The sequence below is a fragment of the Lysobacter sp. M15 genome (genome assembly GCF_022662515.1).
Taxonomy (GTDB): domain Bacteria; phylum Pseudomonadota; class Gammaproteobacteria; order Xanthomonadales; family Xanthomonadaceae; genus JAKPBU01.
Map to the genome: position 1 here is coordinate 124,035 of NZ_JAKPBV010000013.1, position 25,649 is coordinate 149,683.

16 protein-coding genes are annotated in these 25,649 nt (G+C 66.9%); 9 read left to right on the forward strand and 7 right to left on the reverse strand.

Annotation, left to right across the window (positions count from 1 at the left end; genetic code table 11):
• The first annotated feature begins 18 nt into the window (after positions 1 to 18).
• Genes MC380_RS18025 through MC380_RS14045 form a run of 3 tightly spaced genes read left to right on the forward strand, consistent with a single transcriptional unit; the run spans position 19 to position 1,212 of the window.
• The gene (locus MC380_RS18025) at positions 19 to 336 is read left to right on the forward strand and encodes an I78 family peptidase inhibitor (RefSeq protein ID WP_343223584.1); all 318 of its coding nucleotides are present in this window, start codon (positions 19 to 21) and stop codon (positions 334 to 336) included.
• A gap of 34 nt (positions 337 to 370) precedes the next feature.
• On the forward strand, positions 371 to 793 hold the full coding sequence (locus tag MC380_RS14040) for a ribonuclease domain-containing protein (protein WP_242165489.1): 423 nt from the start codon (positions 371 to 373) through the stop codon (positions 791 to 793).
• Positions 790 to 1,212: a barstar family protein gene (locus MC380_RS14045; RefSeq protein WP_242165490.1), complete on the forward strand. Its 423-nt coding sequence runs from the start codon at positions 790 to 792 to the stop codon at positions 1,210 to 1,212. Before MC380_RS14040 ends, MC380_RS14045 begins: the two co-directional genes overlap by 4 nt.
• 58 nt (positions 1,213 to 1,270) lie before the next feature.
• Here the strand turns inward: MC380_RS14045 and MC380_RS14050 are convergent, their stop codons facing one another.
• The 4 genes from MC380_RS14050 to MC380_RS14065 form a co-directional block, all read right to left on the reverse strand.
• Positions 1,271 to 1,504 carry a hypothetical protein gene (locus MC380_RS14050; RefSeq protein WP_242102000.1) on the reverse strand — a complete coding sequence of 78 codons (234 nt, stop codon included), beginning with the start codon at positions 1,502 to 1,504 and terminating at the stop codon, positions 1,271 to 1,273.
• A gap of 885 nt (positions 1,505 to 2,389) precedes the next feature.
• On the reverse strand, positions 2,390 to 3,457 hold the full coding sequence (locus tag MC380_RS14055) for a DNA topoisomerase IB (protein ID WP_242165492.1): 1,068 nt from the start codon (positions 3,455 to 3,457) through the stop codon (positions 2,390 to 2,392).
• A gap of 291 nt (positions 3,458 to 3,748) precedes the next feature.
• A complete protein-coding gene (locus tag MC380_RS14060; RefSeq protein ID WP_242165494.1) occupies positions 3,749 to 5,005 on the reverse strand; it encodes a TCR/Tet family MFS transporter in 1,257 nt (418 codons plus the stop codon).
• Positions 5,006 to 5,049: 44 nt separating this feature from the next.
• A complete protein-coding gene (locus tag MC380_RS14065; protein ID WP_242165496.1) occupies positions 5,050 to 5,664 on the reverse strand; it encodes a DUF2239 family protein in 615 nt (204 codons plus the stop codon).
• A 215-nt stretch (positions 5,665 to 5,879) separates the two neighbouring features.
• Here MC380_RS14065 and gltB point away from each other — a divergent pair, with 215 nt between their 5' ends.
• Together gltB and MC380_RS14075 are read left to right on the forward strand one after the other, a co-directional pair.
• A complete protein-coding gene (gene gltB / locus MC380_RS14070) occupies positions 5,880 to 10,379 on the forward strand; it encodes a glutamate synthase large subunit (RefSeq protein ID WP_242165498.1) in 4,500 nt (1,499 codons plus the stop codon).
• A 211-nt stretch (positions 10,380 to 10,590) separates the two neighbouring features.
• Positions 10,591 to 12,075, forward strand: coding sequence for an FAD-dependent oxidoreductase (locus tag MC380_RS14075; RefSeq protein ID WP_242165500.1), 1,485 nt, complete (start codon positions 10,591 to 10,593; stop codon positions 12,073 to 12,075).
• Between the two features lie 2 nt (positions 12,076 to 12,077).
• On the opposite strand, the gene MC380_RS14080 is transcribed toward MC380_RS14075, so the two are convergent.
• The 3 genes from MC380_RS14080 to folE are packed head-to-tail and all read right to left on the reverse strand — an operon-like array spanning position 12,078 to position 15,080.
• Positions 12,078 to 12,989, reverse strand: a complete 912-nt coding sequence (locus tag MC380_RS14080) for an NAD(P)/FAD-dependent oxidoreductase (protein ID WP_242165502.1) — start codon at positions 12,987 to 12,989, stop codon at positions 12,078 to 12,080.
• 3 nt (positions 12,990 to 12,992) lie between these two features.
• Positions 12,993 to 14,423, reverse strand: a complete 1,431-nt coding sequence (locus tag MC380_RS14085; protein WP_242165504.1) for an IgA Peptidase M64 — start codon at positions 14,421 to 14,423, stop codon at positions 12,993 to 12,995.
• A 60-nt stretch (positions 14,424 to 14,483) separates the two neighbouring features.
• Positions 14,484 to 15,080, reverse strand: coding sequence for a GTP cyclohydrolase I FolE (gene folE, locus MC380_RS14090; protein ID WP_242165506.1), 597 nt, complete (start codon positions 15,078 to 15,080; stop codon positions 14,484 to 14,486).
• 224 nt (positions 15,081 to 15,304) lie between these two features.
• Between folE and MC380_RS14095 the strand changes: the two genes are divergently transcribed.
• The 4 genes from MC380_RS14095 (at position 15,305) to MC380_RS14110 (ending at position 24,287) form a co-directional block, all read left to right on the forward strand.
• The gene (locus tag MC380_RS14095) at positions 15,305 to 17,668 is read left to right on the forward strand and encodes a Tat pathway signal protein (RefSeq protein ID WP_242165508.1); all 2,364 of its coding nucleotides are present in this window, start codon (positions 15,305 to 15,307) and stop codon (positions 17,666 to 17,668) included.
• A gap of 817 nt (positions 17,669 to 18,485) precedes the next feature.
• Complete coding sequence (locus MC380_RS14100; RefSeq protein ID WP_242165524.1) at positions 18,486 to 21,299, forward strand: TonB-dependent receptor; 2,814 nt, start codon at positions 18,486 to 18,488, stop codon at positions 21,297 to 21,299.
• A 56-nt stretch (positions 21,300 to 21,355) separates the two neighbouring features.
• Positions 21,356 to 23,716 (forward strand): glycoside hydrolase family 127 protein, encoded by a 2,361-nt coding sequence (locus MC380_RS14105; RefSeq protein ID WP_242165510.1) that lies wholly within the window; start codon positions 21,356 to 21,358, stop codon positions 23,714 to 23,716.
• A gap of 229 nt (positions 23,717 to 23,945) precedes the next feature.
• Entirely contained in the window at positions 23,946 to 24,287 is a 342-nt protein-coding gene (locus MC380_RS14110) for a ribonuclease E inhibitor RraB (protein WP_242165512.1), read from the forward strand.
• Positions 24,288 to 25,649 lie beyond the last annotated feature (1,362 nt).

A 25,649-nucleotide genomic window follows, 5' to 3' on the forward strand; every position in this document is an offset into this window, starting at 1 on the left:
GACAAGGAGAACTCTCACATGTCCATCGCAATCCGCGGCGTCTCATTGGCTTCGATCCTGTCGCTGTCGCTCGCCGCCTGCGCCGCGACGCCGAACGATGATGATGCTGCCAGCCTGCCGCCCGGCAGTACCGCAGGCTGCAACGCCGACGCCGCGCAGTCCGCGGTCGGCAAACAGGCCACGGCCGAGGTGGTCGAACAGGCGCGCAAGGACGCCGGCGCGCAGGTCGCGCGCACGCTCAAGCCCGGTCAGATGGTGACGATGGAGTTCCGCGAAGGCCGGCTCAACCTGCAGGTGGACGACAACAACGTCGTGACCGAAGTACGCTGCGGCTGAGGGTGCGGCGCGATGCGCATGGCATGATCGCGCCATGCCGCGTCGCACCGCCTGGATCCTGCTCGCGCTGGCGCTGTTCGCCGCCTGGAACTGGTGGCGGACCGCGCCAGCGCCTGCGGACGGGCCGCCGCCCGTCGCAACGCCGGATGCACGCACGCCGCGTGCCCCCGCGCCGGCTTCGCTGCCGGTCGAGGCCGTCGACACGCTGCAGCGCATCCGCGCCGGCGGCCCGTTCCCTTATCGGCAGGACGGCGGCGTCTTCCACAACCGCGAGCGTCTGCTGCCGCAGCGCCCGAGTGGCTACTATCGCGAGTACACCGTCGACACGCCCGGCGAACGCGATCGCGGTGCGCGCCGCATCGTCACCGGCGGACATCCACCCGCCGAATTCTTCTACACCACCGATCATTACCGCAGCTTCCGGCGGATCGATGCTGATGCAGAGGCTGTGCCATGAACACAGTCGACCTGAGCGCCATGCTGGCCGACCACACGGCTTCGGGCGCCTATTACGTGGATGCCGGCGGAGGCGACGCGCTGGCCGAAGCGGCCGAGCGGCTCGAGTTCGCGTTCGTGCGCATCGATCTGCAGGGCTGCGAAGACAAGGAGGCCGTGCTGGCGCGGATCGCGCAGGCGCTGGACTTCCCCGACTGGTTCGGGCGCAACTGGGATGCGCTGGCCGACTGCCTGGACGATCTGTCGTGGCTGCCCGCACCGGGTTACGTGCTGCTGCTCGACCACACCCACGACTGGAAGCAGGCCGATCCGGTCGGCTTCGACGTGCTGCTCGAGATCGGCACCGAAGTCGCGACCCGATGGGCCGAACACGGGGTCGCATTCTGGCTGTTGATACCGGTGCCGCCGGGGCAGCTTTAGCGCCCACCTGTCGGCCGCACGCGAGTGCGTACGCCCGATGATCCGCCGCGATCGCGCCCTAGACGCGGTCGTCGATGCCCTTCACGCCGTCATGCCGGGCACAGTGCGCGCAGCAGTAGTAGGTGCCGTCGTGCTCGGCGCCGTGGCCGATCACCTTGCAGCCACAGTGCGCACAGCTGGGCGCCATGGCATGGATCGCGCATTCGAACGAATCGAAGGTACCGGACCGGTCACCCTGGGTGATGGTAAAGGCCTTGTCGTAGTCGTTGCCGCACACGTCGCATCTGGACATTGGCTTGCTCCACGCAGGATGTGCCGCGGATTCTCGTGCTGGCGGCAAGAAGGGGGGGTGAAGCCGCCGGTATATTTTTAGCGCGTCATCCCCGCGGAGGCGGCAAGCGCTTTTCAACAGCGCGAAGCGCTGGTCTCCAGGACGCTGCTGTTGCTTTTGGAGTCAATAGCCTTCGCCCTTCGGCCGTAGAGCTTTCGCCTGAAGGCGACCTACTTTCTTTGCTGGTGCACTGCGCCGAAGGCGCGAACGGCGAAGCCGGCCCGAAGGGCGAGCACCGCAGGTGCGAGTAAAGAAAGTAGGCAAAGAAGGCACCTTCCTCGACAAGTCGCTCAAGAAGTGTGGGCGGCGAAGGAATTTTCGGACTCGCCATCCATGGCTCGATCCGAAAACGGCGGCCATCCATGGCCGCCGCCCCTCCGGGGTTTCCGACTGCGTTTGACTGCTGCAGAATTTTGAAAGTCAGAGGCCGGTATCACTGGAGCCGCCAGATAGCCCTAGCTCACGGAACTTTGGCCTTTGGCTTGACTCTCTCGAACCTGTACTCGCGGCCCGCATCCGGACACCCGGAGGGCGGCCGGCATGGATGCCGGCCGTTTTCGGAGCGGACAAGGATGTCCGCTGCGAAAATGGCGACGACACTGCACATACCCTGAGCGGTGTTGACTTCACGAGCAGGTGCTTTCTTTGGTTACTTTCTTTGCACCAGCAAAGAAAGTAACTCGCCGAAAGGCGAAAGCTCTGCGCCCGTAGGGTGAATGGCGTTGACCTCAGAAGAACAACAGCAACGTCCTTGGGTCGCCGGCTGCGCGGGGATGAAGATCTGAAATTTTCGACGCAAACGCGCCGCGCATTCATCCTGAGACAGATCCCGATCGACTCGGCGCCCTAGCCGCCTCGATGCGCGTGCGCCAGGAATCGCAGCGCCGCCCGTTCCCATTGGCGTGCGCCCGTGGGCTTGCCTGCCGCCTGCGCCAGCGTCCCCGCGCGCCAGGCCTCGAACACCGCCGGATCGATATAGGCCTTGCGGCACACCGCGGGCGTGTTGCCCAACGCGTCGGCGACCTGGCGCACGACCTCCTTCTCCGCGGCGGCGAACGCGCTTTCGCCCGGGGCACGTCCGCGGCGGCCGACAGGGTGCGGCGTACGCGCGAGCAGCTGGAACGCGGCCAGCGTGCCGGCGTAGGTGCGGAAATCCTTGGTGGTGAAGTTTTCGCCCATGGCATCGCGCAGGTAGGCATTGACCAGGGTCGAGCCCATTGGCTGGCGCTTGCCCGTATCGTCGCGGTACTGGAACAGCACCTGACCCGGCAGCTGCTGGCAGCTACGCACCAGCGACACCAGCCGCCTGTCGTCGAGCACGACCTCGTGGTCCTGACCGCTCTTGCCACGGAAGCGGAAACGCGCGCGCCCACCACGCAGGAACTCCACATGACGGTCGCGCAGGGTGGTCAGGCCGAACGAACCGTTGCTGCGCGCGTATTCGTCGTTGCCGACCCGGATCATGGTTTCGGCCAGCACCGACAGCACGATCGCAGCCACCTTGTCGCGCGGAAAACCCGCCAGCTTTAGATCGGCGCGCACCCGGCGCCGCAGTTCCGGCATCGCCTTGCCGAACGCGACGATGCGGTCGAACTTACCGCTGCCGCGCTCTGCGTTCCAGTCGGGGTGATAGCGGTACTGCTTGCGTCCGCGCGCATCGCGTCCGGTCGCCTGCAGGTGTCCGCGCGGATCGGTGCTGATCCACACGTCGGTATAGGCCGGTGGAATCGCCAGCTTGCGGATGCGCGCAAGCGTGCGCGCGTCGCGCACCACCCCACCGCGCGGCTTGCGATAGGCGAAACCACGCCCGCTGCGTACCCGGCGGATGCCCGGCGCCTGGTCGCTGACATAACGCAGGCCTGCGCGCCGGGCCGCTTTCGCGGCGGTGCGGGTCGAAGCGACGGACCCGCTCATCGCCTTCCTCTGGAGCCGGACATTACGCGACCGTGCCAGGCAGACGGGCTTGCGCCCGTCTCCATGGAGCCACGCGATAGGCACCCGATGCCCATGGCAGGTCCCAGCGCGCAGCAGTGCACGCTCGTCGTGGTGGGCGGTACACAGGCGGATTCGTAACGCGCCGGTCCGCTGGGCGCGATGTGCAGATCGGTCATGTCCGTTCACCTGGCCGGGAACGGTCGACCTTAGGTGGCTGCGCGTCTGCCTTCCGTCAATGCACGCAGCATTGCTGAAGGCTTCACCTACCGATCATGCCGGCTGCGACGCCGCCACAGTCGCGGTGCGTGGTGCAAAGCGCCATGCCACGAATGCGGCCGCCAGCAGCAGACCGCCCGCGATGTAGAACGGCGCGCCAGGCAGGTGCACCGGCGTCGCGTCGCCGATGAACCAGCCGAAGCTGCCGGCAAAGATCGCCGGGCCGACGATGCCGGCCATCGACACCAGGCTCATCAACGCGCCCTGGATCCGGCCCTGCACGTCCGGCCCGACCTGGCGCGTGATCAGGGCCTGTGTCGCCGGCGCCGCGATCGCCCACAGCGCGCTGATCGGCAGGCCCACGAGGAACATCCAGCCCACGTACGCATACCCGTAGATGGTGAATCCCGCCGCCCCGCACAGCAGCGCGCACAGCAAGGCGCGGCGCTCGCCCAGCCACTGCACCGCCTTGCCGATGAGCAACACGTTGACGATCACGCTGAGCACGCCGACCAGGGCCAGCACGTAGCCCACTTCCTTCTGTCCCCACTGATAGCGGTAGTCCGCATACAGCACGAAGATGCTGGGGTACACGTAGTGCGCCAGATTGGCGATGAACACCACCGCGGCGAGGCCGAACACCTGCGGATAACTCGCGAGCAACTTCATCGAACCGAATGGATTGGCGTGCGACCAGTCGAACTTCGGCGCACGGTGCTCCGGCGCCAGCGATTCGGGCAGCACGAACAGGCCGTAGCCGAAGTTGAGCAGCGCCAGCCCCGCAGAGAACCAGAACGGCAGCCGCAGATCGATGTCGCCGAGGAAACCGCCGATCAACGGACCGATGATGAAGCCCACGCCGAACGCCGCGCCGATCATGCCGAAACTCTTCGCCCGCCGTTCGGGCGGAGTGACGTCGGCGACGTAGGCATTGGCCGTGGTGAAGCTGGCCGAGGTCATCGCCGAGATGATCCGGCCGACGAACAGCCACGCCAACGAGGGCGCAAGCGCCATGAAGATGAAGTCCAGCCCGAGCCCCAGGCAGGACAGCAGGATCACCGGCCGCCGGCCGTAGCGATCCGACAGCGCGCCCTGCACCGGCGAGGTCACGAACTGGATCGCGGCGAACACGAAGCCGAACGCGCCGATCCAGTAGGCCGCGGTATCGGTACGTCCGCCCACGAATTGCTGCACCAGATGCGGCAGCACCGGGATGATCACGCCGAAGGCCAGCACGTCGATCAGCACGGTGACGAAGATGAAGGCGAGCGCAGCCTTGCGCGCGCCGTTGGCGAGGGGAGGTGAAGTCATGGCGTTGTCTTGATGAAGGATGCTTGCGCGAAGGGCGTTCGCGCTCAATCTCGCAGCGCGTCTGCCGCCAGCAGCGCGGCATGATCGCGCACATCGTCCGGCCATGCACCGATGCGTTCCTCGAACGCGGATGCGTCGCCCGCGAACAGCGCGCGCGTCGCCTCCTCGAAGCCGGGCGCATCGCCCGCCATCGTGGCCATGAACCGGTACGCGGATTCCTGCGCGGCGCGCTTGCGGTCGTTGCCTGCATTGGCCCGGCGCGCATCTTCCACCAGCTTGCGCAGCGCGACCGAGGCGCCGCCGGGTTGCGCGGCCAGCCACTGCCAGTGGCGCGGCAGCAAGGTCACCTCGCGCGCGACCACACCCAGCCTGGGCCGGCCGGGGCCCTTGCGCGGCTCCGGCAGGTCTTCGACTTCCGCACGCACCGCCACGTCGGACTCCGCCAGCCGTTTGAGCAGGTCGGCGGAGCTGCCGCGCAGGTCGACTTCGATGAGGTGGCTGGTGCGCTCGTCGAAGATCAGGATCGGTTCGCTGCCGGCCTGCGGGTCGTTGGACTGGAGCTCGCGCTGCGCGACCAGCGCGACGTGGCGCAGGGCGCCGGAGGCGATGCGGCGGGTACCGGCGAAGGCGGTACAGCGGGTATCCGGGGTGGCTTGCATGGCGAAATCGACATTTCTGGGCGCGGTAATATGACCCGGGTAGATTTGAATTGCAATATCGCCCGGGTGAATTGGATTGGTTACGCCTGGAACATTTGCGGCAGCGCACAAACGTGTGCTTTATTCGGGGTAGCCCCGAGGACGGATGGCCGGAGCACAGCAACCGCTGCGCACCGCGGCATGCCGTCGCCGGGCGAAACCCGCCGCGGAGTCCAATGCCCTCTCACCAGCCACCCACCGCTCTTTACGACCCGTCCTGCGAGCGCGACGCCTGCGGCTTCGGCCTGATCGCGCAGCTGGACGACCGGCCGACGCACGCCCTGATCGAACGCGCGCTCGAAGCGCTGGCCCGGATGAGCCATCGCGGCGGGATCGCGGCCGATGGTGAGAGCGGGGACGGCTGTGGGCTGCTGATCCGCTCGCCGGAACCCTGGCTGCGCGCGCTGGCCAACGAGGCCGGGATCGCGCTGGCTGCGCGGTTCGCCGCCGGGCTGGTGTTCCTGCCGCATGACGATGCCGCGTGCGCACGGGTGCGGACGATTTTGGCGCAGGCGCTCGAGGGCGCCGGTGTGCAGATCGCCGGCTGGCGCGCAGTGCCGATTGATGCCGATGCCTGCGGTCCGCTTGCGCGCCGCTCGCTGCCGCGGATCGAGCAGGTGTTCGTCGATGCGCCGGTCGACATGGATCCGGTGGCCTTCGAGCGCGCGCTGTTCCTGGGCCGCCGCCGCGCCGAACAGCGCCTGCGCGAATTGTCCAGATCGGAACCATCCGCCGGCTCGCTGCAGGATGCCTATGTGGTCAGCCTGTCCGCGCACAGCATCGGCTACAAGGGCATGGTGCTGCCGGTCAAGCTGGCGCGCTTCTATCCCGACCTGCAGCGCAGCGACCTGACCAGCAGCGCGGTGGTGTTCCACCAGCGCTTTTCCACCAACACCCAGCCGCGCTGGCCGCTGGCGCAGCCGTTCCGCAGGCTCGCCCACAACGGCGAGATCAACACCATCGCCGGCAACCGCGCCTGGGCGCAGGCGCGTACGCACGCCTGGCGCGCGCCGGGACTGGATCTGCGCGAGTTCGATCCGCTGGTGCGCAACGATGGTTCGGATTCGCAGAGCCTGGACGAGATGCTGGAAGTGCTGCAGGCCGGCGGCATGGATCTGCTGCAGGCGATGCGCATCCTGGTGCCGCCGGCGACCCAGTCGCTGGAATACCGCGACACCGAGCTGGCCGCGTTCTACGAGTACTACGCGCTCAACAGCGAGCCCTGGGACGGGCCTGCCGGCATCGTGCTGTGCGATGGGCGCTACGCGGCCTGCTCGCTGGACCGCAACGGGCTGCGTCCCGCGCGCTGGCTGCGCACCCGCGACCGGCACGTGCTGATCGCCTCGGAAGCCGGGGTGTGGCCGATGCCGGCGGACGAGATTGAAGCCAAGGGCAAGCTCGGACCGGGCGAGATGATCGCGATCGACCTGCATGCCGGCACCCTGCTGGACTCGGAAGCGATCGACGCGATCAACCGCGCACGCGCGCCGTACAAGCGCTGGCTGCAGCGCGGCATGACATATCTGCACAGCGAACTGATCGATCCGGCGCTGGCCAATGCGCCGTTCGACGCGTCCACCCTGGCCGGCTTCCAGAAGCTGTTCCAGCTGACCCGCGAGGAACGCGAGTATGTACTGCGCCCGCTGGCCGAGACCGAGCAGGAAGGCACAGGCTCGATGGGCGACGACACCCCGCCGGCCGCGCTGTCCCGTCACGACCGCCCGCTGTACGACCGCTTCCGCCAGGCCTTCGCCCAGGTCACCAATCCGCCGATCGATCCATTGCGCGAGGACTGCGTGATGTCGCTGGCCACGCAGTTGGGCCGCGAAGGCAATATCTTCGACGACGGCCCGCACGCGGTGCGCCACGTCAACCTCAACTCGCCGGTGCTCTCGCAGCGCAAGCTGCGCGAGCTGCTGGCGCGCGCACCCGAGCTGTTCGGCACCGCGCCGGACGCGTCCTATCGCTACCTCGACCTCAACTTCGATCCGGCCGAGGGCATGCGCGCGGCGCTCGAGCGCCTGAACCGCGAAGCCGAAGCCGCCGCGCGCAGCGGTGTGTTGCTGCTGATCGTGAGCGATCGCCGTCCGCGCCGCGATGCGCTGATGCTGCATGCGCTGCTGGCCACCGGCGCGGTCCACCAGCACCTGGTCCGCGCCGGGCTGCGCTGCGCAGTGAACCTGATCGTGGAAACCGGGACCGCGCGCGATCCGCACCACATCGCCTGCCTGCTCGGCTTCGGCGCCACCGCGGTGTATCCGTATCTGGCCTACCAGACCCTGCACGACCTGGGCGTGCGCGGGATCCTCAAGACCAAGTCCGGCGAAACCGCGCAGATCGGCCGCAGCTACCGGCGCGGGGTCAAGAAGGGCCTGCTCAAGATCCTGTCGAAGATGGGCATCAGCACCATCGGCAGCTATCGCGGCGCGCAGCTGTTCGAGATCGTCGGCCTCGACCGCGAGGTGGTCGACCTGTGCTTCGCCGGCGCGGCCAGCCGCATCGGCGGCCTGGGCTTCGAGGCATTGCAGGCCCAGACCGCGGAGCGTGCGCGCTTCGCCTGGAACAACAACACGCTGCCCGCGATCGGCGGTGTGCTGCGCTACATGCCCGACGGCGAGGACCACCAGTTCAACCCGGAGGTGGTGATCGCGCTGCAGCGCGCCACCCAGAGCGGCGATGCGCAGGACTGGCGCGCCTACGCCGATGCGGTGAACACGCGCCAGCCGGCGGCGCTGCGCGACCTGCTGGCACTGCGCGCGGCGGCGACGCCGGTGGCGCTAGAGCAGGTGGAGCCGGTCGAGGCGATCGTGCGCCGCTTCGACTCGGCCGCGATGAGCTTGGGCGCGCTCTCGCCAGAGGCGCACGAAGCGCTGGCGATCGCGATGAACCGCCTGGGCGGGCGCAGCAATTCCGGCGAGGGCGGCGAGGACCCCGCGCGCAACGGCAGCGAACGCCGTTCCAAGATCAAGCAGGTCGCGTCCGGCCGCTTCGGCGTCACACCCGAATACCTGGTCAATGCCGAAGTCCTGCAGATCAAGGTCGCGCAGGGCGCCAAGCCAGGCGAGGGCGGACAGCTACCCGGACACAAGGTCAATGCGCTGATCGCACGCCTGCGCCACGCCACCCCCGGCATCGGCCTGATCTCGCCGCCGCCGCACCACGACATCTATTCGATCGAGGACCTGGCCCAGCTGATCCACGACCTGCGCCAGGTCAATCCCAAGGCGCTGATCTCGGTGAAGCTGGTCTCGCATGCCGGCGTCGGCACGATCGCCTCGGGCGTGGTGAAGGCCGGCGCGGACCTGGTCACGATTTCCGGCCACGACGGCGGCACCGGCGCGAGCCCGCTGTCTTCGATCCGCTACGCCGGCACGCCCTGGGAACTGGGCCTGTCCGAAGCGCGCCAGGCGCTGCTGGCCAACGAGCTGCGCGAGCGGGTGATCGTGCAGGCCGACGGAGGACTCAAGACCGGGCTGGATGTGGTCAAGGCCGCGTTGCTGGGCGCGGAAAGCTTCGGCTTCGGCACCGCGCCGATGATCGCGCTGGGCTGCAAGTACCTGCGCATCTGCCATCTCAACAACTGCGCCACGGGCGTGGCCACCCAGGACGAACGCCTGCGCCGCGATCATTTCACCGGCCTGCCCGAAAAGGTCGAAAACTTCTTCCGCGGCGTGGCCGGCGAAGTGCGCGAATGGCTGGCGCTGCTGGGCGCGCGCAGCCTGGGCGAGATCGTGGGCCGCACCGACCTGCTGCAGATCATTGACGATTCCGCCCGCTACGGCCTGGATCTGGCACCGCTGCTGGCGTCCACCGGCCTCACCCAAGGTGGCCATTGCGGCGCGCCCGCGCTGCATCCCGCCCCGACCGGGTTGTCCGCCCGGCTCGACGCGGAGCTCGCCAGCGCGATCGAGCACAAGCAGGGCGGCACGTTCGCGTTCGACATCGAAAACACCGATCGCAGCATCGGCGCGCGTCTGTCCGGCCGCATCGCGCGGCTGCACGGCGATCTGGGCATGGCCGATGCACCGATCGACCTGCACTTCAGCGGCAGCGCCGGGCAGAGCTTCGGCGCGTTTCTCGCCGGCGGCCTGCACCTGCAGCTGCAGGGCGAAGCCAACGACTACGTCGGCAAGGGCATGGCCGGCGGGCGGATCGTGCTGCGGCCGCCGCAGGGCGCGCGCTGGGAAGCGCGCAGTGCGCCGATCATGGGCAACACCTGCCTGTACGGTGCTACCGGCGGCGAGCTGTATGCGGCCGGACGCGCGGGCGAACGCTTCGCGGTGCGCAACTCCGGTGCGATCGCGGTGGTGGAAGGCGCCGGCGATCATTGCTGCGAATACATGACCGGCGGCGTGGTGGCCGTGCTCGGACGTACCGGACTGAATTTCGGCGCCGGCTTCACCGGCGGCATGGCCTATGTGCTCGACCTCGACCGCGATTTCGTCGACCGCTACAACCACGAGCTGGTCGACATCCTGCGGATCAACTCCGAGGGCTTCGGCGCGCATCGCTCGCACCTGCTCGATCTGCTCGAGGCGCATGTGCGCCATACCGGCAGCGTGTGGGCCGCGCGCATCGCCGGGGAGATGCGTGATTTCCTCGGCAAGTTCTGGCTGGTCAAGCCGAAGGCGGCGAGCCTGGAATCGCTGAGCGAGAATCTGAGGCGCGCGGCATGAACATGCTGAGGGTCTCGTGGGAGCGACCTTGGTCGCGATTGCCTTTGGCTCTCGTGTCTTCGGCTTTCGGATCTTTGGCGTCTGGCGCAAAAGCCAACGCGCTCGCGACCAAGGTCGCTCCCACAGGATGGGCGAACCCCACCCCTTCTGTGCGCCCCCTTACCAAGGGGGCTTTCCTCCAGAAAATTCCTAGCCACTTGGGGCTCAGGCCATGAGCCGCAAGCCGCTGTTCGATTTCCTCGACCGCCCGCGGGAAATGCCGGCGCGCATTCCGTTGGAACTGCGGCGCGAAGGCGACTGGCGCGAGCTGTACGGGCGCTTCGGCGAAGCCGAGGCGCAGCACCAGGCCGGACGCTGCCTGGACTGCGGCATCGCCTACTGCGCGCACGGCTGCCCGCTGCATAACCGCATCCCGCAATGGCTGGAACTGGCGCGCGAGGGACGCATCGTCGAAGCGGCCGCGCTCTGCCACGAAACCAATCCGCTGCCCGAGATCTGCGGCCGCGTCTGCCCGCAGGACCGGCTGTGCGAAGGCAGCTGCACCCTGCACGACGGCGGCTTTGGCGCGGTGAGCATCGGAGCGATGGAAAAGTACATCGTCGACACCGCGCTCGCGCAGGGCTGGCGGCCAGACCTGTCGCAGGCCCCCGCGACCGGTAAGCGCGTCGCCATCGTCGGCGCCGGACCGGCCGGATTGTCCTGCGCCGACCGGCTCGCCCGCGCGGGCGTGCAGGCCACCGTGTTCGACCGCTACGAGCAGATCGGCGGACTGCTGCATTTCGGGATCCCCACCTTCAAGCTCGAACGCTCCGTGCTGCAGATGCGGCGCGAGGTGCTCGAAGGCATGGGCGTGGAATTCCGGCTCGGCGTGGAGATCGGTCGCGATATCGCCATCGATGCGCTGCTGATGGATTTCGACGCCGTGTTCCTGGGCCTGGGCACCTACCGCTATACCGATGGCGGGCTGCCGGGCCAGGACCTGCAGGGCGTGCTGCCCGCGCTGCCTTTCCTGGTCCACAACGGTCGCATCGTGCACGGCAGCGACGGCGCGCAATCGCGTCCGATCGCCGGCTGGGAAGACGAGGTGCAGTTGCCCGAGCTGCGCGGCCAGCGGGTCGTGGTGCTGGGCGGCGGCGACACCGGCATGGACTGCGTGCGCAGCGCGGTGCGTCTGGGCGCCGCCCAGGTGACCTGCGTCTACCGGCGCGACGAGGCCAACATGCCCGGCTCCGCGCGCGAGGTGGCGAACGCGCGCGAGGAAGGAGTCGCGTTCCTGTTCAACCGCCAGCCGCTGGCCCTGCTGGGCGAAGACGCCGTATGCGGCGTGCGCGTGGTGGAAACGCGCCTGGGCGCGGCTGACGCGCGCGGTCGCCAGAGCGTGGAGAACGTGCCCGGCAGCGAATCCGAGCTGCCGGCCGATGTGGTGATCATCGCCTTCGGCTTCCAGCCCGATCCCCCGCAGTGGCTGCACGCCCACGGCATCGAGCTGCACGCGAATGGCCGCATCAGGGTCGGTGCTCCGACTTCGGGCCCGCGGCCCTCCGCCCAGGATGACCAGAAAGCGTCGTTGCCGTTCCAGACCACCCATCCGCGCATCTTCGCCGGCGGCGACGGGGTGCGTGGTGCCGACCTGGTGGTGACCGCGGCCTACGAAGGTCGCGAGGCGGCGGCTTCGATCCTGCGCACGTTCGGTTGAGCTCAGCGCAGGTTGACGGGTAGCCGGTTGTGCACGGCGGTCGCCGCGATCGCCGCATGGCCCACCGCCACGCTGATCTGGTTGAGCGCGCTGACCATGTCGCCGCAGGCGTAAAGGCCATCGACGCTGGTCTGCTGCTCTCGGTCCGTGACCAGTTCGCCGTTGTCGTCGCAGCGCGCGCCCAGGGCCAGGGCCAGTCCGGTCTGGGCATCGCTGCCGAGCACCGGATAGAGCGTGTCGAACGCATGCCGCTCGCCGTTTGCCAAGGTCGCAATGCAGCGCCCGGTGTCTATCCGGATCGAATCCGGACGCGGCAACAGCACCACACCCGCGTCCCGCGCCTGCGCAACCTTGTCCCCGGAGAGCGCGTCGGTATCGCTGGCCACCACGGTCACGCTGCGCGAGAACGTGCGCAGGAACACCGCGTGGCCGACGGCTTCGTTCGCTGGTCCATACACGCCGATCCGTTCGTCGCGCGCTTCATAGCCATCGCAGATCGCGCACAGGCGCACCGCACCGGTATCGATCGCCGCTTCCACGCCGTCGATCTCCGGCAGTTTGTCCACCACGCCGCAGGCCAGGATCACGAGTCGCGCGTGCCAGCATGCGTCGCCCGCGTCAGCGACGAACCTGTCGGCTTCGCGCCGCAGCGAATCGATGCGGGCCGGCACGGCCTGAACGCCATAGGTCTCGGCCTGCGCGCGCAGCCTGGCGAGCAGTTCGTTGCCGCCCACCCCCGAGGGAAAGCCGGGACAGTTGTGGCTGGTCGGGATCCAGCGCGCGCGGCTGGCGCCAGCGTCGACCAGCACGATGTCGCGGCGGAAGCGGGCGAGATAGTTCGCGGCGGTCAGGCCTGCGGGGCCTGCGCCGATGATCAGGCAGTCGTATACGCGCATGGCATCGGGTCCGGTCACGCGCTAGTCCGACGCAGGGCGCGAATACAGGTCGATGATGTCGGCGATCGCGTCCTGGCACACCTGGCAGAAGCGCTCGCTGCGGCTGAACATGGTGCACTGCATTTGCGAGCGGTAATACCCCGTCGCCTGGTAGTTGGCGCCTTCGAACGCGCCGATCGCGTCGCGATAAGGCGCGCGTGAGACCAGCTCGTCCGTGAAGCGGCGTTCGGCCTCGAACAACGCGCTCATCTCCGACTCGGGCCGGTTCTGTTTGCGCAACTCGACGCGCCTGGCCTGGTTGTTGCGCTGGTAGGCCTCGAACTCCGCCTTGGGCCAGGGCGTGGGCAAAGGCGTGTCCGCACCGACGTGGCGTTTCCATTTCAGCCGCGCCGGATCGCGCAACGCGGTCACGTTGGGCTCCCACGGCTCCGGTCGTTCCTCGCCGGACACGTAGGCCACCGGTGAGGTGTAGTACTCGTCGGCCAGCGCGGCGAAGTGGTGGCCGAACTCATGCACGAACAGGTAATTCGCCCAGTCGTTGCTGGCCGCGGCGGTGCTGAACTGGCCGAAGATGCCGCCGCCGCCATAGGTCTGGTTGTTGACCAGGATCTCGATGAACTCGTTGGGCGCGTACTGGGCCAGCTCGCGCAGTGCGCGGTTGTCCAGAGTCAGCACGTAGCGCTCGCTGCCGAAGATGTCGTAGCGCGTGCCCAGCGCGGAGTCGTGGTGGATGCCGGTGGACGGTCGCGACACGCCCGATTCGCGCGTGGGCACCGCCAGCGCCCACACGTTGAAGTCGCGTGCACGCTCGCGGAACGGCGACACGCTGAACAGGTGGTCGGCCAGGCGGTGCGCATCGGCCTCGAACTTCGGCAGTTCCGCCTGGGTGTAGCCATCGCCGAGGATCAGCAGATCGACCTTCTCCGGCGAGGGGCCGTTGTTGCGGATCGCGATCGGTTCGGCCGGTGCCGGACGTTTCTCCTGGACCACGTCGAGCGCGGCCGGGTCCACATCGATACGCCACACCTCGACGAAGGCATTGTCGTCGCCACGTTGCAGCACCCTGACCTGCACCGGCCGGTCCGGCTTCGGGAAGCGCAGCGATTCCTGGAATCCGCGGCTGCTCTGCTTGGCCTCGTCGGTGGTCCGCCATTCGCCGAAGATCGTGCTGTAGCCGCGCGAATACAGCAGCTTGCCGGTCTGCGGATCGATCACCTCGAAGCGGTTGAGCCCGCGGTCGGTATCGTCGACCGGGCGCGCGGGATTGCCGGGCCACGGCAGCGGCTCCACCACCACGCGATCGAGCGCGTAGTGCTCCTGTTTCGCATCGCCGCTGTGCATGAGGTCGACGCGCAGGGTGGGCGGCGGCGCTGCATCGGACACCTGCGCAGGTACCGCTCCCGCGGCGCATAGCAGCCAGCAGGCGCCGAGCAGACGGAGCAGCAAATTCATCGGGGGCTTCTCCCAGCTCGGGTCACGGCGTGGCGTGGCGCACTTCTCGCCGTCGCTCGGTCAGCGACCCGGCCCGACGTCGATGAACTGCAGGAATTCGGCGCGGGTGCGGGCATCGTCGCGGAAGCTGCCCAGCATCTTCGAGGTGACCATGCTCACGCCGCGCTTGTGGATGCCGCGGGTGGTCATGCATTCGTGCGCAGCCTCGACGACTACGCCCACGCCGCGAGGATTGAGCACGTCCTGGATCGCGGTGGCGATCTCGGCGGTCAGCTTTTCCTGCACCTGGAAACGGCGCGCATAGGTTTCGACCACGCGTGCCAGCTTGCTGATGCCCACCACCTTGCCGTCGGGCAGGTAGCCGACATGGGCCTTGCCGATGATCGGCGCCATGTGGTGCTCGCAGTGGCTTTCGAACTCGATGTCGCGCAGCACGATCAGTTCGTCGTAGCCGGCCACTTCCTCGAAGGTGCGTTGCAGGTAGTCGCGCGGATCGTCGTTGTAGCCGCTGAACCAGTCGCTGTAGGCCTTGACCACGCGCGACGGCGTGTCGAGCAGGCCCTCGCGCGCCGGATCCTCGCCGGCCCAGCGCAGCAGGACGCGCACGGCCTCCTCGGCCTGCTCACGACTGGGTGTGTCGTTGGGTGCGGGACTCACGTCGAATACTCGTGATTCGGGACTGGGCATCCTACTCCACCGCGCCCCTAGCCCTGGCGCCGACCCGGCTGCGGACCGGTCCGACCGAAACAGTCGCTTCACCGCTTCGGATGCACAGGGCTCTATGCGGAATTCCGCACGAAAGCGCAATGCCGCCGACAAGACATCGTAGATGGCCTGCTGCAGCATGGCCGGATAGCGCAATACGGGCAGGAGCGCCGGCCGTGGACAGAAGACAATTCCTGCAAAGCGGCCTGGCCGCCACCGCGGCGGCGGGCGCCGGTTTCGCCGGCAACGGCATGGCGACGCCGGCCACGGCCGTCGCTTCCGCAGGGCGCGCCGGGCCCGTGCTGCAGCCGTTGGCGGACGACAGCCTGGCCGGCCATACCCGCCTTTGCGCCTTCCGCGAGGACGGTGTCGACTGGACCGTTCATGAAGACCTGCGCACGCCCGATGGCGCGATCAGCTTCGTTTGCGCCGCGGGCATGCTGGTGCTGGGCAAGCGCACCGAAGCCGCGTTTCCCAGCGACAAGCCGCCCTACTTCGGCATGAAGCTCGCGGACGTGGCGCTGGCCGACGCCGATCTGCTGGCCGATCATCTGCTGCGCGACGGCGATCCCTCCGAGGAGGAAGTGCGCGATGCAGCGCCGCCGCCGGCCTCGCGGCTGGATCCCAAGGACCACGACGGACGCTGGCCGTGGACCACCTTCGTCGGCACCCGCGAAGCGATCGACACGATGCCGATCCTGCCCAATGGCCGCAGCCGTACCTGGCGGCCCGAGCAGGCCTTCGCCGAACTGGGCGACATTGCCCTGATCAAACGCCGGCACGAGGGGCTGCTCGGCGGCTGGATGCCGGCGGTGCACAAGACGCTGCCGGCCTCGCCGAGCCGCCATTACGACCTGCTGGTGTTCGCCGACGTGCGCGCCACGGACCGCTTCATCGTGCAGACCTGGCACCGCAGCATGCTGGTGGAGAACGGCAAGGCGACGAAGACGGTCTATACGCACAGCTATCCCGACTATCCGCCGCGCCGCGGAAGCGCCAGCGCCGAGGACTTCTATCGCGGCCTGCTGGCCTTCGCCGGGTACTGGCAGGATCTGTTGCGCGGCACCGTCGAGGCCGAGCTGCCGGACCCGAGCTGGAACGACATGGCGCGCTTCGCCTTCGCGCGCGAACTGGTGGTGCGCCCCGGCGGCACCTATCCCAAGTACGGCGCGGTGGAACGCGACTACTACGGCAACGAGTACGACGGCTTCCAGGACATCTTCACCAGTTCGCTGTACGCCAACCTGGAATGGGGCCGCTTCGAGCAGGCCGCGGCGGTGCTGGATGGCTACTTCACCGATTTCGTGCAGGCCGACGGCATGCCCAACATGCGCGGACCGGAGACCGGCCAGTTCGGCCTGATCCTGTCGCTGATGGCGCGCTATCTGCAGTACACCGGCGACACCGCGCTGCTGCGCAAGCATCGCGGCAAGATCGAAGCCACCGCGCAGATCCTGGAAGAACTGCACGACCAAAGTCTGAAGCTGCCCGCCGGCGCACCGGGCCATGGCCTGATCCATGGCTGGAACGAATCCGACGCCTGCCTGTTCCCCGATCCCACGCTGTGGTGGAAGCCGTACTACGCCAACAGCGCCCTGGCCGCACGCGGTTTCGCGGATATCGCGGCGGTGTGGCCGTATATCGGCGGTACCGGCGCATCGGCCGCGGCGGCGCGCTGGCGCGAACGCGCGCAGCAGCTGCGTGCACAGACCGAACGCAGCCTGCGGGCCAACGTCCGCCACGACCTGAAGCCGCCCTATGTCGGCCCGCTGCCCGGCATGAGGTTGACCTTCCGCCAGTCGCTGCTGCAGGAAACTCCCAGCGAACAGGGATGGCCGCACCGCGTCTATGCCGAACTGCTGCAGGCCGACGTGCTGCCGGACGATCTGGCCAATCTGGTCATCGACTGCGTGCGCGGCCACGGCGGCACCAGCCTGGGCGTGGTCGCCAACATCGCGCCGCCCAGCAAGGACGCGCGCGATCTGCTTGGTTTCATTTCCTACGGCTATGCACAACAGCTGCTGCGCCTGGACCGGATCGAGGAATACCTGCTGTTCCTGTACGCGCACCGCTACCACGTGCACACGCGCGGCGGCTGGACGGCGGGCGAGGTCAGCGGCATCACCGGCGGCATGCCGTTGTTCTGCATGCCGGCACAGCTGACCATTCCACTGCTGCTGCGCTGGATGCTGGTGTTCGAGGACAGCGCGGGCGCACAGCTGCATCTGGCGCGCGCGGTGCCGCGCGAGTGGCTGGTCAGCGGCCAGGACATCGCCATCGCCGATGCGCCCACCCGCTGGGGCAGGGTCGGTTTCAGCCTGCGTGCCGATCCGCAGGCGCAGCGCATCGAGGGCCATGTCGATCTGCCGTCCACCACCCCCGATGGCATCTGGCTCAGCCTGCGCCTGCCGAAAGGACGGCGCCTGGTCCAGGCCACGGTGGACGGCAGGCCCGTGACGGCGGGAGGAAGGCACGGTGACGCGCTGCGCATCGCGGGACGCGCCGGAACGCGGGTTGCGGTGCAGGCGAGCTATGCCTGATGTCGCCGGTGAGCGGCCTTCGTACCGGCGCGCTCACCGTACAGCAGAGCCCATCACGACGCCGACGTAGATGTGGCGCCCGCCGCTTCATCAGCGCGGCGTCCGCGGTGTTCGAGAACACGTGAATTCCTGAGCCTGTGAAACGCCCAGGGCTGCGCGACCGTGTGCACAAAAACCGGTCGCCCACGCAGAAACATGCCGTATTCCGCATCGGCGGGCACCAAATGCGACAAGACGCGCCGGTCTTTGTGCATGCAGGATGAGGAAAAGCCCCATCCATGACACACGCATGACAGGTAATGCCATGCCACGTCGCGTTTCCGCTCAGCCGGTCGCACATCCGACACGGCGTGCCCGAACAGAACGCCTTGAAAACAAGCAGGAGGTGACGTCAGAAAAGAGGCCGTAGAGGGTAGCGCGGGCGAAATCTGCCGATCGCGGCGAGCGCTCCGGAAACTGTGCAGGGCCGTCCTTTCGTTGTCCTCGCCAGCGAAGAACCGGGCAATCCCGTCCGCTTACCCATGTGCGCACGCTGCTGCCTGACCGAGGGACGTTTGTCGGTCCGTCACCTCGTCCGCCCAGTCGCAGCGACTCCAGGCGCTTCTTGCGCTGGCGCAAGCCGGCACGGGCGTCTTTCACCTGCGAATCCGAATTCACCAAACCGAAACCGCCAGAACCGAAGCCATCGAGGAGATCCCCCGTGCGATCCGCAGAAGTCACGCATTCGCTTTTCCCCCGCTGCCATCGCGCCACCACCTCCTTCCCGCTTCCACATTCCCGCGCGCCGCTGGTGCGCGCGCTTGCCGTTGCACTGCTGATGGCCACCGCGTGTGCGGCACAGGCGCAGGAAGCGCCCACCACGGAGGGGGCCGAGAGCACCAGAACCCTCGACAGCGTCGTCGTCACCGGTTCGCGCATCCGCCGCGTCGATGCCGAAACCGCCAACCCGGTCACCATCATCGGCCGAGAGGCGATCGAAGCCACCGGCAAGGCGACGCTCGGCGACCTGATCCAGGAGCTGCCCGCCATCGCCGGCAACGCCACCAATCCCTACGTCAACAATGGTGGCGGCACCGGTGCGTCGGCGGTTTCGCTCCGCGGCCTGGGCGATAAACGCACCCTGGTGCTGGTCAATGGCGTACGCCTGGCCTACAACGACGTCAACAGCATCCCCGCAGCCATGGTCGAGCGCGTCGAAGTGCTTGGCGACGGCGCTTCTGCGGTCTACGGCTCGGATGCGATCGGCGGCGTGGTCAACTTCATCCTGCGCGACCGTTTCGAAGGCGTGCAGGCCAGCGCCGATTATGGTCGGACCTCGCGCGGCGACGGCAGCCGGCGCAACTATTCGCTGACCGCCGGACACGCCTGGAACCGGGCCAGCGTGGTCGCAGGTGTGTCCTACCACAAGATCGACGAGGTATCGGCCGCGCAGCGTGCGTTCTCCAGGGATGCGTTGAATCTGGTCGATGGCGAAGCCGTCAAACAGGGCTCGTCGGCAACGCCCTATGGGACGCTCAGCTTCGACGACGGCTCTGCCGAAGCCGCGGCCCTGGCTGCCGCCGCGGGTTGCTCGCGCGTCACCCTCGATTCCGCCACCGGCGCCGGCCCGACCGCCCAGGGCGACTACCACTGCTATGATCCCACCGCGGATTCCTACAACTACCAGCCGTTCAATCTGCTGCAGACGCCGCAAGAACGCACCAACGCCTTCGTGCTGGGCAGTTATCGCCTGACCGACAACGTCGAAGCCTACGGCAACGCCTATTTCACCAAGACCCATTCGGCATCGATCATCGCGCCGGTGCCGATCTTCGCCATCGGCGACAACTTCCTGGTGTCGGCAGACAACTACTACAATCCTTTCGGCATCAATTTCGGCGCCGACCGGGTGACCGGCACCACCTACAACGCGTTCAACACGCGCCTGGTGTCTCTGGGCAACCGCCAGTACGCATACAACACCTACAACCTGCAGACCAATGCCGGCCTGCGCGGCGGCTTCGGCGACAGTTCCTGGCAATGGGACGCCAATTTCAACTACGGCCGGGTCCGGCAGAAATCGGTCAACAACGGCTTCCTGAACTATGCCGCCTTCAACCAGGCGGTGGGACCGTCCTTCCTGGACAGCGATGGGGTGGTGAAGTGCGGCACGGCGGGCAGCATCATCGCCGGCTGTACCCCGATCAATCTTTTCAATACCAACGATCCGGCCACCGTCGAGGCGCTGGAGGCGCTGGTGGTCAACCCGGTCAGCACCAGCACCTATACGGTCAAGCAGTTCGAAGCCAACGCCAACGGTGATCTGTTCGCTCTGCCCGCCGGCACGGTCAATCTGGCGGTCGGCCTGTCCTATCGCAAGGAAAGCACGTCGACCCGGGCCGACGAACTGGCCGTGGCGAACCTGGAGGGCCTGTGCGGCGTCGTCGAGTTCTGCACAACGGTGCTCAACGGCAGCTTCAACGTGAAGGAGGCCTATGCCGAAACGCTGATCCCGCTGCTGGCCGACAAGCCTTTCGTGCATGCGATGAACCTGTCGATCGGCACGCGCTTCTCCGATTACGATTCGGTCGGCAGCACCACCAACAGCAAAGTGGCGCTGGAATGGCGGCCGATCGAGAACCTGCTGCTGCGCGGCACCGTGTCGGAAGTGTTCCGTGCGCCCAACATCAACGAGCTCTACGCCGGGATCGGCGGGGACGCCGCTTCGGCCATCGATCCGTGCAACGGCTATACCGGCGGCAACGACGTCGCCTGCGAGAACGTACCCACGGACGGCAGCTACCACCAGGCCGACCCGCAGGTGTCCGGTCGCACGTCCGGCGCGCTGGTGGCCGGCTACGACGGCCTGAAGCCGGAAACCGGCAAGTCCTACGATTTCGGCGTGGTCTACGATCCCTTGTGGGCCGAAGGCCTGTCGCTGAGCGCCGATGTGTGGCGCATCAACCTGGAGGACACCATCGCCACGGTCTCGGCGCAGACGGTGCTCAACCAGTGCTACGCCAACGCCGCCAGCGCGTTCTGTCCCCTGATCCACCGCAACGACAACGGCACCATCTACTACATCGGCGAGCCGACGGTGAACCTGGGCAAGCTGTGGACCAAGGGCGTGGACTTCGGCGCGAACTATCGCCTGCCCGATACCCGCTGGGGCAGCTTCGATGCCGGCCTCAACGGCACTTATGTGGCCCGCTACGACATCAATCCCGATCCCACCGATCCGGGCACGGTGGTGATCCACAGTGCGGGCAAGTACACGTACTCCTACGGCAACTTCCCGCGGATCCGCGCGCTGGGCACCTTGAGCTGGAAGCGGGGGCCATGGAGCGCTGCCTGGCGCACCCGTTACGTGGGGCACACGTCGATCGGCAGCAGCGACGCGCGGCAGAACCTCTCGGCCGATTCAGCGCTACCCGCGGTGGAGCGCAAGATCGGCGCCCACGCCTACCACAGCCTGCAAGGGGGCTACGATTTCAGCGAATGGCATACCCGCGTCGAGGTGGGCGTGGACAATCTGGGCGACAAGCAACCGCCGTTGTTCTACAACAACAACGCCAACAACGGGAATACCGACGTGATGACCTACGATGTGCTCGGCCGCTATTTGTGGGCGCGGGTGACGGTGACGTTCTGATACGCCGCCATCGCGGATCTCCGTCGGCGGCCAGCGGGAAAGCGAGGACTCATTGCATGACCATCAGTCTGTCCAGACGACGTTTCCTGGCCTGGAGCGCCATGGCATCGGCGGCCGGTTTCATCGGCTTTCCGCGCGAGGCGGCCGCCTCCGCACCGCAGCGGGTGCGGCCCGTGCCGCTGCGCAGCGTGCGGCTGAAGCCGTCGATGTTCCTGGATTCCCTGCAAACCAACCGCCGCTACCTGTTCCGGCTGGAACCCGATCGCCTGTTGCACAACTTCCGCCAGTACGCCGGCCTGACGCCCAAGGCGCCGGCCTATGGCGGCTGGGAGGCGGACACCATCGCCGGGCATACGCTCGGCCACTATCTCAGCGCGCTGGCGCTGATGCACGCGCAGACCGGCGATGCGGAGTGTCGGTCGCGTGCGGATTACATCGTCGCCGAGCTGGCGGCATGCCAGGCGCAGTCCACCGATGGTTACGTGGCCGGTTTCACCCGCAAGACCCCGGATGGCAAGATCGAAAACGGGCGCGCGATCTTCGACGAGCTCCGGCAGGGGAAGATCGATACCCAACCCTTCAGCCTCAACGGCAGCTGGGCCCCGCTGTACACCTGGCACAAGCTGTTCGCGGGCCTGCTGGACGCGCATGCGCATTGCGGCAACGCACGCGCGCTGGAGGTGGCGGTGCGTCTGGGTGGCTACCTCGATGCGGTGTTCGCGCAGCTGGACGACGCGCAGATGCAGAAGATGCTGTCCTGCGAGTTCGGCGGGCTCAACGAGTCGTTCGCCGAACTCCATGGCCGCACCGGCGATGCCCGCTGGCTGCGCACGGCCGAGCGCCTGCGCCACCGCGAGGTCATGGATCCGCTGGTGGCGCAGCACGACAGGCTGGATCGCCTGCACGCCAACACCCAGATCCCGAAACTGATCGGCATGGCGCGTCAGTTCGAACTGACCGGCGATCCGGAGCCCGCAGCCGCGGCGCGCTTCTTCTGGCACGCGGTGACCGCGCACCACACCTATGTGATCGGCGGCAATTCCGATCGCGAGTACTTCCAGGCGCCGGATACCATCGCCAAGTTCGTCACCGACCAGACCTGCGAACACTGCAACAGCTACAACATGCTGAAGCTGACCCGGCACCTTTATCAATGGACGCCGCAAGCCAGCTATTTCGACTACTACGAACGCACCTTGCTCAACCACATCATGGCGCAGCAGCACCCGGGCACCGGCATGTTCGCCTACATGATGCCGCTGATGGCCGGGACCAAGCGCGATTTCTCCTCGCCGTTCGACGATTTCTGGTGCTGCGTCGGCTCCGGCATGGAAAGCCACGCCCAGTTCGGCGATTCGATCTACTGGCGCGACGGCAAAGACGGCACCCTGTTCGTCAATCTCTATATTCCCTCGCGCATGGACGACGAGGTTTCCGGCCTGCGGTTGGAACTGGACAGCGATCTGCCCCTAGGCGGCGAGGCGCGGCTGCGGGTGACGGCCGCGCCGGATGCGGCGCAGCGCATCGCGCTGCGGATCCCAGGCTGGGCGCCTTCGTGGCGACTGATGCTCAACGGCAAGCGAGTCCGCGCCGAGGTCGCCGACGGCTATGCGCGCCTGTCGCGCCACTGGCAAACCGGCGACACGCTGACCCTGGAACTGCCGATGACCTTGCGCCTGGAACCCAGCGACGATCCCGCCGTGGTCTCGGTGATGCGCGGCCCGTTGGTACTGGCGGCGGATCTGGGCGCAGCCGGACAGCCCTACGGCTCGGAGGCCGATCCGGTGCTGGTGGCCGAGGGCGACGTGCTGGCGGGATTCGCGCCGCAACAAACGCCGGCACGTTATCTGGCGACCGGCGTAGTGCATCCCGGGCCGCTGGCCTTCGCACCGTTCCATGCCCAGCACGACCGGCGCAGCGCAGTCTATTTCGAGCGTCTCGATCCGCAGACGTGGCGGGAGAAGCAGGCCAGGCAGGCAGCTGAGACAGCGGCGATGGCCCGGCTGGACGCCGAAGCGATCGACCGGATCGCACTGGGCGAGGAAACTTCGGAAAAGGCGCACGGCCTGCGCAGCGAGTCGTCCTACGGCGTCGAGTACCGGCGACGCAAAGGACGCGACGCCCGCAGCGGCGGCTTCGTCGAATTCGACCTGCGCAGCCGGCCCGGTCCGCTGACGTTGCGCCTGCGCTACTGGGGCGGCGAGCACCGGCGCCGCTTCCGCATCCTCGCCAACGGACATCCGGTGGCCGACGAGGTGCTGAGCGGCGACCGCGGCATCCGCTTCGTCGATGTCGACTACCCGGTCCCCACCGCCGCCACGCAGGGCGACACCCTACGCGTGCGCATCGAACCGGAAACCGGCTTCAGCGCCGGCCCCGTATTCGGCTGCTGGCTGTTGGCCAGCGTGGAGGCTTGAGGTGATCCGGATTCGGCCACCGGAGGATGCCGTTACACCCGCTTTTGCACCGGCGTAATTCATACGCCACGATTTGGCGCGGATATCACCGAATCGTGGCGCGTTAGCCGCGGTAACAAAAACGCCAACTGCCTGATTTCTGAAAAGAAAGCCAGATTTGCGCGCCCAGATCGTTCATGCATACTCCGCGCAACACCCCGATCTAGGGGTCGAATAGGCGTTAGGGCGCATGCCGACTCTCATCGCGGATTGGCCAGATGATGCAGATGGCGGAGTGTTCCGCCGCCTTGCAGAGCACGGCTTCGATTTCCAAAAGCCGCACTCCGTTGACTACAACGTAGACTTTGATAGCTGGCCGCCTCCGCAAGCGGCAATTGACCTGCTGGACTCGTTGTATGGTCCGGTCACGGTCTATGATCCGGATGAGCACGGAGACGGCTACATCCAGTTTCAGATCCATGCGCCGGTCACCTATGAGACTGTAACCGCTATCCAGCGCAATGTGAGCGCCGCAATGGAGCCTTATGGTGGCGTTTGCGAGTCTTGGGGGGTCATGCAAGATGCGCCCTAACAATTCATTCAAGCCGACGCCGCTTCGCGGCGCGGCTTAATTCAGGCGTTAGGGCTCAGGGGAAAGGTTGTGAACGAGCGAAAGTTTCTGTCAGCACTTCTATCGCGCTTGGATCGTCCAGATCCTCGTTTTCTCGCAACGCGCTGGCCCCTGGCCTTGCTCTGGGTGGCATTTGTAGCGTTCTTTATGCTGATCATGCAGATCGCTCAAGGCTACACGGTCAATCCGGTAGCTCTTGCCCTTGGCTCTCTACTCCTGGGGCTCATTGCAGCGTGGGTGGGCTACTCTGTCTGCTGGGCACGGCAGTGGCCCTTGGTTCGCGGGCACCTTGATCGTCAAAGCTTGCGCGCCAGGCTGAACGAGCTTGAGCCCTAACAAGTCATTCAAGCCGACGCCGCTTCGCGGCGCGGCTTAATTCCGGCGTTAGGCCGCTATGACTCCAACTACGTCCGGCTACGTGAAAGCGCTCTTGACGGTTTCCATCGGCATCCTGTTCGCCATGCTTGTCGGGTCTTTCATCGGAACTCCTGTCAATCCGACAGAGTTTCGACAAATGCAGGCCAAGCTAGATGCTGCCGTACAAACAGGCATGGTGTTTCGAGAAGGAGAAGCTGAGGCATACCTCGCCGTACCAAAGCAACCAAACCCACCGTTTTGGGCGGCCATTCTTGATTGGCATGCTTGGTTGCTTGCGCCGGGACTCATTCTGGCATTCCTAGTTCTTAGACCTGAGGCTGTCCCCGCGCTCCTGTTCTCGGGCGCGGCTGCTGTTTTCTTGTACTACTTCGTAGCCCCAAACGCTGCGCTCATCTCACTGGCGGCTTCGGCTGCCGGTATGCTTGGCGTCCATGGACTGGCTAAGACTAGGCAAAGGGTGTCCTAGGGCGCGGCCTAACAATTCATTCAAGCCGACGCCGCTTCGCGGCGCGGCTTAATTCCGGCGTTAGGGCTCATGACAGACAAGTTCGCAGAACTGGAAAAGCCTAAGAATCGCACCGTGTGGGCAGCATTAGCGGTGCTCGTCGTCGTTGGCATTTTCTTGATTTTTCGCTGGTCAGGATCAGCGCCAAACCGAGTTGTTGGCGTCGTTGAATCTGCCGGTGCCATTACCGTTGCAAAGGTATCTGGCGGCACACGTGAGGGTGCGTCCGTTCGTTTGAGTAGCGGCGCCCTGGTAGTCGCATACGTTGCATCAGGCGGGCCGCTTGCGCCGGGCGATAAAGTAGTTCTACTAGAAGAGCATAGGCTGCTAGGTGGGCCGGTGTACCAGGTCGTAGCCAAAGACCGGTCGCATTGAGCCCTAACAATTCATTCAAGCCGAACCCGCTTCGCGGGTCGGCTTAATTCAGGCGTTAGGCCGCA

What these genes read in the sequence shown, in the direction of transcription:
- MC380_RS14050 (WP_242102000.1), bottom strand. Translation starts at nt 1,504, where the DNA reads ATGTCCAGATGCGACGTGTGCGGCAACGACTACGACAAGGCCTTTACC.
- MC380_RS14060 (WP_242165494.1), bottom strand. Translation starts at nt 5,005, where the DNA reads ATGACTTCACCTCCCCTCGCCAACGGCGCGCGCAAGGCTGCGCTCGCC.
- MC380_RS14110 (WP_242165512.1), top strand. Translation starts at nt 23,946, where the DNA reads ATGCCGACTCTCATCGCGGATTGGCCAGATGATGCAGATGGCGGAGTG.
- MC380_RS14105 (WP_242165510.1), top strand. Translation starts at nt 21,356, where the DNA reads ATGACCATCAGTCTGTCCAGACGACGTTTCCTGGCCTGGAGCGCCATG.
- MC380_RS14040 (WP_242165489.1), top strand. Translation starts at nt 371, where the DNA reads ATGCCGCGTCGCACCGCCTGGATCCTGCTCGCGCTGGCGCTGTTCGCC.
- MC380_RS18025 (WP_343223584.1), top strand. Translation starts at nt 19, where the DNA reads ATGTCCATCGCAATCCGCGGCGTCTCATTGGCTTCGATCCTGTCGCTG.
- MC380_RS14055 (WP_242165492.1), bottom strand. Translation starts at nt 3,457, where the DNA reads ATGAGCGGGTCCGTCGCTTCGACCCGCACCGCCGCGAAAGCGGCCCGG.
- MC380_RS14100 (WP_242165524.1), top strand. Translation starts at nt 18,486, where the DNA reads ATGGCCACCGCGTGTGCGGCACAGGCGCAGGAAGCGCCCACCACGGAG.
- MC380_RS14075 (WP_242165500.1), top strand. Translation starts at nt 10,591, where the DNA reads ATGAGCCGCAAGCCGCTGTTCGATTTCCTCGACCGCCCGCGGGAAATG.
- MC380_RS14045 (WP_242165490.1), top strand. Translation starts at nt 790, where the DNA reads ATGAACACAGTCGACCTGAGCGCCATGCTGGCCGACCACACGGCTTCG.
- MC380_RS14085 (WP_242165504.1), bottom strand. Translation starts at nt 14,423, where the DNA reads ATGAATTTGCTGCTCCGTCTGCTCGGCGCCTGCTGGCTGCTATGCGCC.
- MC380_RS14065 (WP_242165496.1), bottom strand. Translation starts at nt 5,664, where the DNA reads ATGCAAGCCACCCCGGATACCCGCTGTACCGCCTTCGCCGGTACCCGC.
- gltB (WP_242165498.1), top strand. Translation starts at nt 5,880, where the DNA reads ATGCCCTCTCACCAGCCACCCACCGCTCTTTACGACCCGTCCTGCGAG.